Origin of the sequence: Peptoclostridium litorale DSM 5388, assembly GCF_900141635.1 — a bacterium.
Lineage (GTDB): Bacteria > Bacillota > Clostridia > Peptostreptococcales > Peptostreptococcaceae > Peptoclostridium > Peptoclostridium litorale.
Genome location: NZ_FSRH01000018.1, coordinates 19,978 through 33,908, shown reverse-complemented (window position 1 = coordinate 33,908; position 13,931 = coordinate 19,978). Strand labels below are relative to the sequence as shown.

Annotated in this window: 7 protein-coding genes and 2 riboswitches; all 7 genes read right to left on the bottom strand. The window is 42.4% G+C overall.

The features are described from left to right. Positions 1–169: 169 nt before the first annotated feature. Positions 170–1,555, bottom strand: coding sequence for an alanine/glycine:cation symporter family protein (locus BUQ87_RS13630; RefSeq protein ID WP_038265639.1), 1,386 nt, complete (start codon positions 1,553–1,555; stop codon positions 170–172). Positions 1,556–1,715: 160 nt separating this feature from the next. After that, a riboswitch (glycine riboswitch) is annotated at positions 1,716–1,849 on the bottom strand. A gap of 2 nt (positions 1,850–1,851) precedes the next feature. After that, positions 1,852–1,926, bottom strand: a riboswitch (glycine riboswitch). 613 nt (positions 1,927–2,539) lie between these two features. Then, a complete protein-coding gene (locus BUQ87_RS13625; protein ID WP_038265642.1) occupies positions 2,540–3,622 on the bottom strand; it encodes an Ig-like domain-containing domain in 1,083 nt (360 codons plus the stop codon). 300 nt (positions 3,623–3,922) lie between these two features. Beyond that, positions 3,923–4,594, bottom strand: a complete 672-nt coding sequence (locus BUQ87_RS13620; protein ID WP_038265645.1) for a DUF6042 family protein — start codon at positions 4,592–4,594, stop codon at positions 3,923–3,925. A 163-nt stretch (positions 4,595–4,757) separates the two neighbouring features. Then, a complete protein-coding gene (gene secA / locus BUQ87_RS13615) occupies positions 4,758–8,144 on the bottom strand; it encodes a preprotein translocase subunit SecA (RefSeq protein WP_143182480.1) in 3,387 nt (1,128 codons plus the stop codon). Between the two features lie 50 nt (positions 8,145–8,194). Beyond that, a complete protein-coding gene (locus BUQ87_RS13610; RefSeq protein WP_052636153.1) occupies positions 8,195–9,979 on the bottom strand; it encodes a S8 family peptidase in 1,785 nt (594 codons plus the stop codon). Positions 9,980–10,057: 78 nt separating this feature from the next. Further along, complete coding sequence (locus BUQ87_RS13605) at positions 10,058–10,945, bottom strand: hypothetical protein (protein ID WP_038265646.1); 888 nt, start codon at positions 10,943–10,945, stop codon at positions 10,058–10,060. A gap of 35 nt (positions 10,946–10,980) precedes the next feature. Then, complete coding sequence (locus BUQ87_RS13600) at positions 10,981–13,803, bottom strand: S-layer homology domain-containing protein (RefSeq protein WP_038265650.1); 2,823 nt, start codon at positions 13,801–13,803, stop codon at positions 10,981–10,983. Positions 13,804–13,931 lie beyond the last annotated feature (128 nt).

Below are 13,931 nucleotides of genomic sequence, written 5' to 3'. Positions count from 1 at the left end.
GATTTAATTCGGCTGGGTTTGAATCGTCAGAAAATAGAGGGATTTTCTAACAATATCTGTAATACTTATATTTTTATATTTGGGTTTTTGGCTTTAATTTAAATCGCTAATCTTAAAAGTCAGATTATTTATGGTTTGTTGCAAAGGCTATGCTCGAATCAGCTCAATGCTATGCAATCTGCTTGTCCTGCTTCTCCTTCAGTTCTTCGAAGTACTGCTTTGTCTCTGAAGCTATCACACCGCTAAGTCCTATTATGGCTATAAGGTTTGGTATCGCCATAAGTCCGTTAACTATGTCTGCAACTGTCCATATAAGCTGAAGCTTTAGGAAAGGTCCTATTGCAATAAGAGCTATGAATATATATTTGTAAGTCTTTATTCCCTTTACTCCGAAAAGATACTCCGTACATCTTTCTCCGTAGTAGTTCCATCCAAGTATTGTAGTGAATGCGAAGAATATAAGCCCTATTGTAACTATAAGCTCTCCCACTATTGGCATTGCTGGAAGTCCCGCTCTGAACGCTGCCGTTGTAGCACCAGCTCCTTCAACGTTAGGGTTGTTCCACATTCCAGTAAGAACTAGAGTTATACCAGTCATTGTACAAACTATTATAGTATCGAAGAAAGTTCCTGTCATCTGAACAAGTCCCTGTCTTACGCATGATTTCGTTCTTGCTGCCGCTGCTGCTATAGGTGCTGATCCAAGGCCTGATTCGTTCGAGAATACTCCTCTTGAAACCCCGCTCTTAAGAGCAAGTGCAACTGTTGATCCCATGAATCCTCCTGCTGCTGCAGTTGGAGTGAATGCGCTCTTTACAATGAATGCGAATGCTCCTGGAACCGCGCTTGCATTCATTATCAGTATTATTATAGTACCAAGTATATATGCTCCTGCCATGAAAGGAACTACAAGCTCTGAAACCTTCGCTATACTCTTTATTCCTCCAAGTGTAACCATTGCAACACTTATAGTAAGTATTACACCAGTTATTATTATAGGAACATTGAAAGCTATCTTTACCGCTGATGTTATAGAGTTAACCTGTGCAAATGTACCTATTCCGAAGAATGCAACTCCTATTCCGAATATCGCAAAGCATTTTGCAAGGAATTTGTTTTTAAGACCTCTTTCTATATAATACATAGGTCCACCGGACATCTGTCCGTTTTCATCTACAACCCTGTATTTAACTGCCAGTAGCGCCTCTGCATATTTAGTGGCCATTCCGAAGAACGCCGCCATCCACATCCAGAAAAGTGCTCCCGGTCCGCCCATCCTTATCGCTGTAGCAACTCCGACTATGTTACCTGTACCGATTGTAGCCGATAAAGCCGTACAAACAGCTGCAAACGCTGATACGTCACCTTCTGCTGCCATGTCCTTGGCTTCCGGGTCATCGCTGAACAGATACTTAAGCGCCAGTGGAAGCTTGAAAACCTGAAGGAATCCCAGTCTGAATGAAAGGTAAATTCCCGTTCCAACAAGTAGTATCAGTAGTGGCGGTCCCCATAAAAAACTGTTGATTGCCTGTGCAATTTGATTGATCTTTTCCATAATACTTACCTCCTGCTTTTAATTTGGTTTTTTTGATAAAAAAAGCAGGGAAAAATCTGACATATGTAAGAAAACGGCTTATGAAAAATAATAATAGCCTCATAGGGTAAGCTTGCTTCGGTCGACCTTCCCCAAATATCGTTTTCTCATATTTCAAATTCCCCTGTCCTTTTGCCTGAGAGTTTCACAGTTCATATGCAGTATACTGAATGGTGAATGCATCATATTAAATACATTCATAAGTGCATATATTCCTGTTTGCTCCTTCGGCGCTCACTAGAGTCTCTCCAGAGGTTTGTCCAACAGCGGTCTTGCAACCTGAAAGTTTTACTTCTTCGGTGATTCATATGAATCTCTCCCGCTGCCTTCATCCAAAACTTTTTCTTGTTAAATTTTATACACCCATTATATCTTTCCTCCCGATGTTTGTCAACAATATAACGAAATGTTTTTTTAAAAAATCATATGCATAATTATCACATGGTCAAAATCCCATATTCAGCCTATATTCTCATTTTTTTAATTATTTATACCCTTTTTTCCGTATTTTATGCAGCATATAATTTTATTTTCACGCCCTTCAGCCGCCTTGCACAGCTGTCTTTTTATGAAACTTTTTGATGTCACATGAGTTTCGAATTATGAATCATTATGCCAGCCCCCCTTCAATGATAACTTTTTATCAATTGCTGGTATGTTTTTTTGTATACTCGCATTATAATTCGTGTCCATGCTGGCAGCAATATTTGCAGCCCAGCATCCATGCCTGTTGCGCAGCATCTCAAAGTATTTTCATTTTTTTAAAAAAAGTATAAAAAAAGCCTTATTAAACCTATCGGGCGATTTAACAAGACTTTTATCTTTTGCAGACTCTTCAAAATATTGCAGTTTTATAAGCGTTATACTTCATATTCATTATTGAATGTAAATTTAAAACGCTATAACTTATAGGCCTGCTTTTACACATTTATAACATTCCTTCTCTTAATATGGACTGTAGCTGTCATATATAAGTCTCAACTTGTCTCCAGCCTCATCCGCACTCAAAGTATTGTTTCCAAGTTTTCCGCTCTTTATTGTCCATGATCCAGACCCATTATCATATTCCGTTATTTTAAATGTTATTTCAAAAATTTCAGAATCATTTGAAGGCGAACCCAAAACATCCCAGATACTGCCGCTTTGCGAAAGTGACGAACCTTCCTTTGTAACCCCTGTGAAAACCACCTCGTCGTTTCCTATAGGAGCCCATGGTTCGAATCCATATGTATTGAAAGAATATGAATATCCCGTGCTCTTGAAATATTGCTCCAAAACAGGACCCAGATCATAATTTTCTCCGTTGAGCCTGGAGTTCTTTATGAAATCTATGTACTCATCTCCAGAATACACTGTCACATTGACCGCATTGCTCTGATCTGACTCTATGCCGTTTTTTACAGCGGAAATCTTGTAATATTTCGACTGAGCATATGGCAGGTTCAATATGCTCACGCCGTCTTTCACCGAAGATCCCTCACTACCTCTCCACTCTTCACTCCACTCGTAACCGCCTTCGCTGTTTGCCACCCTTGTGTATTCTCCGTAAAGCTCATTGCTTTCATATATGCGATATTTACAGTCTGACAAATCCTCACTGTAATACCAGTTCAGCGAAATACTGTTTGCACTGGTTTTTACAATGTACGGACTCCATGGCGCGTCTATCGAAGTGCTGAATGTCTTATGTACATCTTCACTTAAATTCTCCCCGCCGAACGACTTTATGCCTGCCAGCACGTTTATGGTATATGCCTGTCCCAATTCATAAGGTGTCTTTGGCGTAAGCACTATAATCTTTCCATCATCCTCGTAGCCTATGTCTTGCTCCACATTATATCCATTCTGGTCCTGGACATATATGTTACCATTTATCGACGCGGGATTGACAACCTCGTTAAACTCGATTCTCCACTCCTTATACGCCCATACGTCCTTCTCTGCAGGCAGTTCCTTCGCCACGGCAATAGATGTTGAAACAATCAATGTCAATACAAAAACAATTCCCAACCTGATGCTTTTTTTCATAAACTTCCCTCCCCATTCTTATTCTAATACCTGGGATGACTCTATTTCCCATTTAAATTAGTATATGTATTCACCTTTTTATACCACATACACAAAAAATAATCAATGTATATACGACTTTATACCTTAAAAAGCCCCTATAATGTTTAGTTTATCCATATATATTTTTCACCTTGCATTTTATGATTTCGCAATAATATAAAACTCACGCTACTGTATATCACATGCCTGTGATATACAGTTTACAGTTCAATAAAAAAACCCGCCTTTTGGCGGGTTTTTTGTTGTATTCAGCAAGCTTTAGTCAAGCACGCATCTTTTCTGTTCAAATATTTCTTTGTTTATAGTTACATGCACCTTGTCCGCCTTTTTAAGCGAGTTGACATCCTTGTGAGCATTTATTTTTATAGATCCTTCTTCTTCAAGGAATGCAAGAACAGATCTTATCTCAGATATCTTTACCCTTGTAGTGTTTTCTATGTGGCCCACAGTCGACATAAGGCTGCCGTTGTTGTTCAGAACAAGTGTAAGAAGCATGTTGAATGCGTTCTGGTGTGCAATCTCGAACTTTATGTTCTCCAGTGCCTGTTTCTCCTCTTCGCCTATTTCAAGCACATCTTCAGGCTTTGGAACAGGAAGTGTGTACATGTACTCAAGCTTTCCTTCGCTGTTTTTCACAATAGTTACAAGTTTGAATCTCAAAAGAAGCTCAAGGTCTTCCTTTCTGTTGTTTGGATATTCAAATCCAAGGCTTGAAAGTATTCTCTTTTTCTCCTCTATTATAGCAGGATTGTTGTTTTCAACTGGAAGGTTAGCTCTAAGAAGAAGGGCTGTAGCCTGCTCCCCTGCTATTTTTTCAGTCTGAAGATATCCCACCATTACATACAGCTTAAATGTAGTTTCAGGAAGATACCTCGTCCAAAGATACTCATGTATCTCTTTAGGCATCTTTATCTGTCCCTTATTTTGCATATCTGTATTTCTCCTCTCAAAATTTATATTTAATGCTTTTTCATGAGCCTTTTTTCAGCTTTCGGCCTATCACATATACATTATCTCACATGCGGGCATTTTTTTCCATAGTGCGCTTCCAAAACCGCCCCTTAGGACCATTTTTACGTCATTATCTATTATATTATGACACCATGAAATGTCTAGTCATTATGACCTTGCTTTGGCCTATAACCCTGAATTCATATCTTCCCTTGTCCCAGCCTTTTTCACCCGGATCGAATTTAAGGTTCAGTTTCCCTGAATTTTGAATAATTATTGGGACATTCGCAACCGCCTTTTGAGTCTCTATGTGTACAACCTGGCCAATGAACCTCACTTGCGGCTTCTCGCCGTCCAGCTCCTGTCCTGCATTTTCAGCAGCATCTTTTTGCAACTGCTGCTTTATGTCGAAGTTAAGCCCTATAGTTATAGTTTCATCCTTAGAGTGCTCGTCCACAACCATGAAAGGCATAGTTATTGCAGAGCCTTCCTTCGGCTGAAGAATAAGCTGGTAGAATCCGTTTTTCCATCCGTCTCCAGGACTTTGAAGCTTTAAAAGCGCCTTGGAATCCTTTACAGGCACCTCGAATTTCACAGGCTCTTGCCCCTTTACAGGGAATGCAAGTGCTGCGGATATGCTGTCTCCGTCATATTTCGGGAAGTTCATATCAAAAGCTATCATGGATTTCTTGTTGGAGAAGAATCTTACGCTTTGAGAAACACTTCTTCTTTCCTCCTGCTTTCTCTTTAATGCTTCAAGGTCTGCCGGCTCATCAACTATGAAATTTATTATAGATGCTTCCTGCCCCGCAACAAACACCTTCACCTGATGCCATCCCTTTAGCCAGTCCTTGTCCTTTGGCTTTTCAAGATGTACAGGGAACTTGCCCGTTACAGTCAGTTTTTTGCTGTGGCTCTCTATTTTCTCTTCGAATCCATTGTCCATGTAGTAAAGCGCATATTCAGCCGATATTTCTTCCGTAGCGTTTATGTCGACATTAAGGCTTATAACTGGCAGGTTCGCCGGAACCTTGATAACGTGCTTTCTGCTGAACTTGTACTTGTCCTCAAGCTCGCCGACTCTTTCCGCTCTTTCCTCTTCTCTATGCTTGCCTTTTTGCGCAAGGAGCTTCATCTTTTCTTCAAGGTCCTTTTCAACCATTTCCTTTGTAGCAAGCGAGAGCACCATCCTCACCGTTTCCCTCTTTATGCTTTCCATCATGGCTTCGAACATGCTGAAGGCCTCTTTGTTGAACGCCCTTACAGGGTCCTGCTGCCCTATTATCTGCATGTATATACCCTGTCTCATCTGCTCCACAAGGTCAAGGTGCTCTATCCATCCCTTGTCTATGCTTCTCATCAGTGTAAGTCTTTCAACATATCTGAGTTCTTTCTCCTCAAAAGCCTCTTCCTTTTCAGCATATATCTCAAGGCCCTTTTGCACCACCATATCTTCAAGCTTTTTGCTGTCAAGCGCTTCGATTTCTTCCTCTGTAAGCTCAGAAAGTCCGGCCCTTCCGGCAAATACAAACGAATCGTTGAGGTGCTCTTCAAGGCCCTGTATGTCCCATTCCTCCGGATATTCGCTTACAGACGTATATTCGCTTACAGCGTCTTTGATAACATCTGCTATTATGGACTTTATGAATTCGCTCTTGTCCTCTCCGTTGAGTATGTCGTTTCTCTCTTTGTATATCGTTTCCCTTTGCTTGTTGAGTATCTTGTCGAATTCAAGCGTGCTCTTTCTTATTCTGTAGTTGTTGGCCTCAACTGTAGCCTGCACGTTTTCAACCGCCTTGGATATTAAGACGTCGTCTATATAGTCTTCTTTTGTGAATCCGGCCTTTTCAACCATTCTCCATATCCTGTCCAGCTTGTCCTTTTCTATCTTCTCAAAAAGGCTGTCTTCAAGCGATATGAAAAACTGGGACTCACCAGAATCTCCCTGTCTTCCTGAACGCCCTCTGAGCTGGTTGTCTATCCTTCTCGAATCATGTCTTTCAGTTCCAAGCACGTAAAGCCCGCCAAGCTCTTCAACGCCTTCTCCAAGCTTTATGTCAGTTCCCCTTCCGGCCATGTTTGTGGCTATTGTAACCGCGCCTTTTTGTCCCGCCATGGATATTATTCCAGCCTCGTCCTTGTCCTGCTTTGCATTAAGCAGCTTGTGCTTTATTCCCATCTTGGAAAGCTGCTCGCTTAGAATTTCAGACTGGTCTATATATATGCTTCCCACAAGCACAGGCTGGCCCTTTTCATGTCTCTGCTTGATTTCTTCCACTATTGCCTTTGTCTTTGCCTTTTCACTCGCAAAAAGCTTGTCTTCCCTGTCAACTCTTTTAAGCGGCCTGTTTGTCGGGATTGCAACGACCTCCATGCCGTATATTTCCTTGAGCTCGCTTCTTTCCGTATATGCGGTTCCCGTCATTCCCGATATCTTGTTGAACATCCTGAAATAATTCTGGTATGTTATAGTGGCATTAGTGTTGCTTTCCTTTTGTATCTCCACGCCTTCCTTCGCCTCTATTGCCTGGTGTAGTCCGTTGCTAAAACGTCTTCCCGGCATAAGCCTTCCGGTAAACTTGTCGACTATCATTATTTCTCCGTCTTTTACAACGTAGTCCTGGTCTTTTCTCATTACATAGTTGGCATGAAGACTCTGTCTTATGTGGTGAAGAAGCTCCATATTCGCAGAATCCGCTATATGCCTGAGTCCGAAGAATTTTTCAACCTTGTCCATTCCTCCGTCGTTAAGACTTATAATCCTCGTTTCGCCGTCAAGGTCGTAGTGCTCTTCCTTTTTAAGACTCTTCACGAAAAGGTCCACAGTCTTGTAATACTGCGATGGCCTGTTTCCCTGGCCTGTTATTATAAGAGGGGTTCTCGCCTCGTCTATGAGTATGGAGTCGACCTCATCTATTATCGCATAGTTTCTGCTTCTTTGAACCACATTTTCTTTCACTACAGCCATGTTGTCTCTCAGATAGTCAAATCCGAATTCGCTGTTTGTTCCATAAGTTATGTCGCATTCATACGCAAGCTTCTTCTCACCCGGACTAAGCTCCCTGTGTATAAAGCCTACCGAAAGCCCCAGGAATTCGTGCACCCTTCCCATTTCTTCCCTGTCACGCTGAGCAAGGTAGTCGTTCACTGTTATTACAAATACTCCGTCACCTGTAAGGGCGTTAAGATACGCCGGAAGCGTCGAAACAAGAGTCTTTCCTTCACCCGTCTTCATCTCCGATATGTTGCCTTCGTGAAGCACTATTCCTCCCATTATCTGAACCTTGAAATGCTTCATTCCAAGCACTCTGAAAGAAGCCTCCCTGACAAGCGCAAACGCCTCTTCCAGTATGCCGTCCAGACTCTGGCCACCTTCCAGCATTTCCTTGAACTCCATTGTCTTTCTTCTCATCTCGTCGTCAGAAAGAGCCGCCATTTTATCTTCAAGGGCAATTATCCTTTCAGCCCTTGCCTCTATGCTTTTAAGCTTTTTTTCATATGAATTAAAAATGCTTCCTAAAATGCTCATCTATAATTTCCTCCCAATGTCTTATGCTTATTTATTTGTAAAGCCTGTTTTTAAAAACCATTCTGAGCGCTGTAGAGCCTGGCCGGCATCGCCTGGTCTATCTCTCCCTTGTCCGTCTCCAGATTTTCTATGACTATTGAACATCTTCCATAATAAAGCCCGCTATTCAATCCCAGCTTGACCATTGCGCCCTCATCCGTGGTTTTTATGCTGCCAAAATCCATCCTGTATCCGTCTGGCCCCCTTATATAAAGGTTTTCGCTGTGCACCTGCCCTATCGGCTTGACACCTGTTATGGATATTAGGATTTCACTTTCAGGCGTTATTGAAAATTCGCCAAATTCGCTTTTCACGAATGCGTCAAATGTCTGTTTGTCAATATTTATCTTGACAGTACCTCCCGGAAGCTTTTTTTCCGTACTTATCTGTACATAGCCTTCCTGAGGATATGTCACCTCAGCCTTCAGAGGCTCTCCTTCATATTCAACGCCGGCAGTTGGCCTGTATCCCGCTGCGGCCTTGTATTTTATAAGAAAAGCGCTTCCTTCGAATATGTTTTTGGGGCCGTCTACAAGCTCTATTTTTCCCTGCAGCGCAAATCTTTTCGAAGACATCCACTTCCCGTAGTCTATTATGCCTTCTCCAAAATACGGGTCGTATCCCGCTGCTCCTGCATCCCTTGTGTTCTGCTCCAGAAGATATTCAATTTCATACGGAAGCAGCCTTTTGTCGTCAATCTTTAATATGGATGCCGCTGCTGATACAAACGGCGCAGCCATTGATGTTCCGCTCATGACTGCATATCCATCCAGAGGTCCGTCGTTGTCCGCATCAAGAGTAGTGGAGCTTACTATTCCCACACCAGGAGCCGCCAGGTCCACTTCATCCCCGAAATTTGAAAAGTCTGCAAATCCGTCATACTTGTCAGCCGCGGATACCGTTATGCACTGCTCTATCCCCGCTGGGTAATGTCTGGAAGTATCGTCGGAATCATTCCCTGCCGATACTACAACCACCACCCCGTTTGCGCCGGCGTATTCGACAGCCTCCTCAAGATACAGAGAATATCCATTTCCCGTAAGGCTCATATTGATTATGTCTGCTCCATTGTCCACCGCATATCTTATGCCTTCGCCTATCACAGAGTCATATCCGCCGTCCGAGTCCATTACCCTCACCGGCATTATCTTTACAGGAAGGCCCTCTGTAGCCGATGCCACTATTCCCGCAACATGGGTTCCATGGCCGTCAGTGTCCGAAGGATCGCTGTCACCGTCAAAAAAATCATACCCCGGCACTGTCCTGCCCTCTAGCAGCGGGTGGTCTATCCAAACACCCGTGTCGAGCACTGCAACAATCACTTCTCCGCCTACGCCCAAATCCGAAGCTTCAGCCACAGCCCTGTCAAGCCCGCTCGAGCTTATCCCCCAGTTTAAATCCGCTTTTAAGGCAGGCATTGAATCAGCAGCAGCCTTTTGCCTTTTGAAATCCGCTTCTATGTACTCGACCGATCCAAATTGCAAGGCCTTCTGGATCGCCTCCTCACGGCCAATGCCTTCAGACTTCACGCTGTACCATTTTCCGGCCAGCTGCTCGACTTCTTCTGGATCAGATTCGCTCTTGTTATTTGCATTTTTTTGGGGCCTTGCCTTTTGGGATGAAAACTTTACTATATATCTTTCGCTGGGGATTTCTTCTCCTTGAGAACCTTCGCATATAGCAACGCCCTCGCGTTCAAAATCATTTGCCAGCTCCTGAGCAACTGCCGCATTCGCAGCGGAAATCATTCCCAGCGCCCCTATAAAGCAGGTTACTCTAAAAAAAGTTTTCCTCATTAAATCACTCCAACCTTAAATTAAGCCGATTCAATGAATCAGCAACTTTAGCCGGGCTATTTGGCCCGGCTAATCAGTTTAGTGTGTGTCTACGTTTATCCTGTCGATGTTCATCTTTGCATACTGGTTGTCCCCGCAGTACTCAAGCGCTTTTTTAAAACTAGAAAGCGCCTCTGCGACTTTTCCCCTGTTGCCGTGTATTATCCCCTTTATATTGTATGCATATGATATGCTTTCAATAGTTTGCTTTCTTTTGGCATCCAGAGGTTGCGACGCCCCTTCGGCAATTGCTGCGTCAATCTTCGCCAGTTCTTTTTCCTGAATCTCTATGCATTCTTGTATTGATTCAAAAGCACCATCATAATCTTTTTTCTGATTTGAAAGTATCGCCTTATAGTAGTAGACCGCTGGATTTTTTTCATCCTTTTGAGCCGCCATGTCTATCTGACGCTTCGCCTCATCGAAATCGGGCTCATCCGAACTTATGGCTTTGTTTGCAAGTCCAACATAATAGTCGGATAGGAATCTTCTCATGTTATTTTCCCATACAAGCCTGTACTTCCCATCCTGACTTACGAGCATCCTTTCAAGTTTTATCTTTTTCTGCTCTCCGCTTTCAATCTGTTCGAATATCTCTTCGACTGGAACAACCACGGCCTTTTTGTACTTGACACTGCCCGCCTCATTTACATTTTCAATCTCCTTGGGGCCTCCAGGCGCATAGCCCTTGAACTTTGCAGTTTGAGATACAACATCATAATACTCCGTGAATATATCGTATGGAAGATCTTTTTTCACATCATCAGAAAGACATTCATAAGCATTCTTGTATTGTCCATTTTCTATGGAGTTATAGTATTTCTTGAGTACATCCTCGGCAGACTCCTCGCTTGAACTACACCCAGAGGCAAATGGTATCATAATTACCAAAACTAGCGACAACAGTATTCTTTTGAAAAAATTCATCAAAACTTCCCCCAATATTCCTTTTGCTGTTTTTTTTATCTATTCTTATCTACCCATATGCTGCGTATTTCATCAGTATATCTGTTGTATACAAATTTTATATTAGGTTTTTGACCTCCAAGACTGTTGCTGAATATCGTTGTAATGTCAGAATCGTTTCCATAGTCACCCTTTTGGAGATACCCGTCTCTGAATACATAATCTGCATTCCCATCATTTGCATATACCTTTTCGACTCCATCCACCTCTATTGTGAAGCACTCGTCGTAGTCATGAGGGTCTACATTGACAAGAACGCCTTCTCCTATGGTAAGGTCCTTTTGGTCTCCAAGCAGCTCCACGAGCAGTATCTTCGCATTTTTTTTGTATGCGGCTACAAGCTGGTCTTCTTCAAGGCTGTCCTTATCCCGCTTTGACTGTCCTTCAAACACCTCGACATCGGAGTGGAGCCTGTAACTTCTGCCCTCTATAGTGACCTCGTTACCTTTTATATTCTCGATTTCTCCAGATATGAATTCAAACTCGTCGTCCTCTTTCACAACCTTTATGTCTGATCCAGTGGTAACCTGGTAAAGCAGTAGCCTTCCTCCAAGAATCATGTCCTTGTAGTCATCCTCAAGCCTGTATTTCGAAAGGGTCTGATTCCCAAATCCATATATTTCAACATATCTGCTGCTTCCAAGGCTGAAATTGTCAACAGCGTATCCCACCTCAGTCTCAGCCATTATGCCTTCCATATTGTCCCAGATAGCCATCATTCTGACGTAGTCGTCGTCTTCTTCTATTATAACCTGTACGTCATCTACAACTTCCCTGTTTTTAAACTTGTCCCATGTAAGCTTTTTGACCTTGTCCGGATTGTGCTCCGTATAGTCAAAAAATACAGTGTCCGAATCCACAGTCAGTATTTTTCCCTTTACCGTAACCGTGTCCTCGCCAAAATCATCGCCAGCCTCTATAACGTCTATGTCATCCGTACTTATGACAGCCTCGGACAGGTTGTCGCTTATCTTCTTTATCTTTCCAGATTTCGCAAGGGAATACTTGAGTATAGAACCCACAGGCGTGTCTTCCTTGAGCAGCTCATATTCGTCCGAGTCCTCGAATGCGTATACCTTTTTTGATCCCGTGTGCGTATAAAGCTTTATCTCTCCACGAACCGCATCCCCATAGTTTATCAGGACACCGTAAATATCTGAATTGGAACTGAACTCTCCCTGTATATATACTATGTCTCCCTTCCAGTTCTTGTATATCTGGACGTTTTCATTATAAAAGTCCTCAAGGCCTCTCATTGTATCATAGCCTCTGTTTTCACCCTTCCTTACCCTCTTTCCCAAATTGTATGAATATGAGAATTCAGTTGGAAGTTCAAAAAGCTCCGGCTGCCCCTGTATCCTGAATGTAATCTTCTGGCCGTTCATTCCTCCAGAGACTCTTTCAAATCTTCCTGTTAAAGAGTTCCTCCACACTACTATCTTCCTTTTTTCACCCTTTTCCTGCTCCTTGCTTATGTTTATCATATCTCCCGGCAGGAGCTGTTCTATTGTTATATTCTGTTTTTGACCATTTTGTATCAGTATTATCTCATATCCTTCGCTGTATTTTGAAAGTAAAAGCTTAATGTCGATATATTCGCTGGTAGATATGCAATCAAGAGTCTGCTTTGCCGCATCGATCGACTTGACATACAGGTCCTCCTGTTCCCATGAAACAAGGCTTGCATATTCAAGTTCTTTACTCTTTATTATGAAGCTGCCGAATACATCTTCGCCAAGAGCATCTTCCAGCTCGTCACTTTCAATTTCCTCCCCGTCCAAATATATATGGGCGTCGCCGGCTATACCTATATAGTCGCTTCTCGAAGACACCTTTATAAGGCCTCTCGGCTTTTGGGAATATGCATTTGTAATATAGTCAAATTCCAGGTCCCCATCTGCAACAACCGCTCCTGTCTCAGGCGCTATTTTAACGTCCCTCTTTACATAGAGTATATTGTCAGAGCTGTCCACATAAAGGCTTACATCCTCGCCGTTTATGAATGTTTGGGCTGACTTCATAAGGAGAGTAAGTTCCTCATCCTTTGAAAATTCCCTTCCATCGAATTCCTCGTCTTCATTGAATATGATTTTTACATACTCGCCTTCTTCTGCAGGGTATCTTTCAAGCACTTTTACATTTTCAATCTCATATATTCCCATCTTGTCTTCAAGCAGCGTCTTTTCTGATTTTATGCCGTCCTTTATGGGATGTGCGTCAAAAGCCCTGTCTACAATAAGTGCCACAATACCCCTGTTAAGGTTGTTGTCGTGCTTTATCATTATCCCTCTTAAAAGCCCAAGCTCTCCCGACTTTGCAATATAGTTGTTTGGCCAGCTTCCCACAAGATGTTCATCCCTATATCCAAGCGCCCTCACTATTACAGTAACGGCTTCTGCAAGCGTAACATTCCTCCTAGGCATGAATACGCCGCCTTCATACCCTTTCATAATGCCACTTTGTGAAACCGCATTCACATACGGAGCAGACCATGCTCCCTTTGCCACGTCAAAAAAGCCCGTCTCCGTCTCAGATGAAAGTATGCTTTGCTCTATTCCCATCATTGAAACAACAAGCTTTGCAAATTCCTCTCTTGTCACCGGCTGTTCAGGGTGATACTGCCCGTCTTCTTTTCCCTGTACAATTCCAAGTGCCATGAGTTTTTCCACAGACCTGTTTATATCTTGCTGCATAGTATCCATACTTGTTTGGACAGTATTTGCCCCAGAAACCGGCTGCTCCTCGGCATATGAAACTACAGATGCAAGCATCGAAATTGCTAAAATACACGCCAAAAAACGATTATATGCTTTTGTCATAAAGTCAATAACCTCCAAAACTCCACAAATCTTTGGTTTTTTAAATTTTTTTATACATATCATTATAAATCAAACCTTTTAAAAAGCCAATGAATATATTCACCGGCTTTAACCTTATTCTAATTTAA

What these genes read in the sequence shown, in the direction of transcription:
- BUQ87_RS13630 (WP_038265639.1), bottom strand. Translation starts at nt 1,555, where the DNA reads ATGGAAAAGATCAATCAAATTGCACAGGCAATCAACAGTTTTTTATGG.
- BUQ87_RS13625 (WP_038265642.1), bottom strand. Translation starts at nt 3,622, where the DNA reads ATGAAAAAAAGCATCAGGTTGGGAATTGTTTTTGTATTGACATTGATT.
- BUQ87_RS13620 (WP_038265645.1), bottom strand. Translation starts at nt 4,594, where the DNA reads ATGCAAAATAAGGGACAGATAAAGATGCCTAAAGAGATACATGAGTAT.
- secA (WP_143182480.1), bottom strand. Translation starts at nt 8,144, where the DNA reads ATGAGCATTTTAGGAAGCATTTTTAATTCATATGAAAAAAAGCTTAAA.
- BUQ87_RS13610 (WP_052636153.1), bottom strand. Translation starts at nt 9,979, where the DNA reads ATGAGGAAAACTTTTTTTAGAGTAACCTGCTTTATAGGGGCGCTGGGA.
- BUQ87_RS13605 (WP_038265646.1), bottom strand. Translation starts at nt 10,945, where the DNA reads ATGAATTTTTTCAAAAGAATACTGTTGTCGCTAGTTTTGGTAATTATG.
- BUQ87_RS13600 (WP_038265650.1), bottom strand. Translation starts at nt 13,803, where the DNA reads ATGACAAAAGCATATAATCGTTTTTTGGCGTGTATTTTAGCAATTTCG.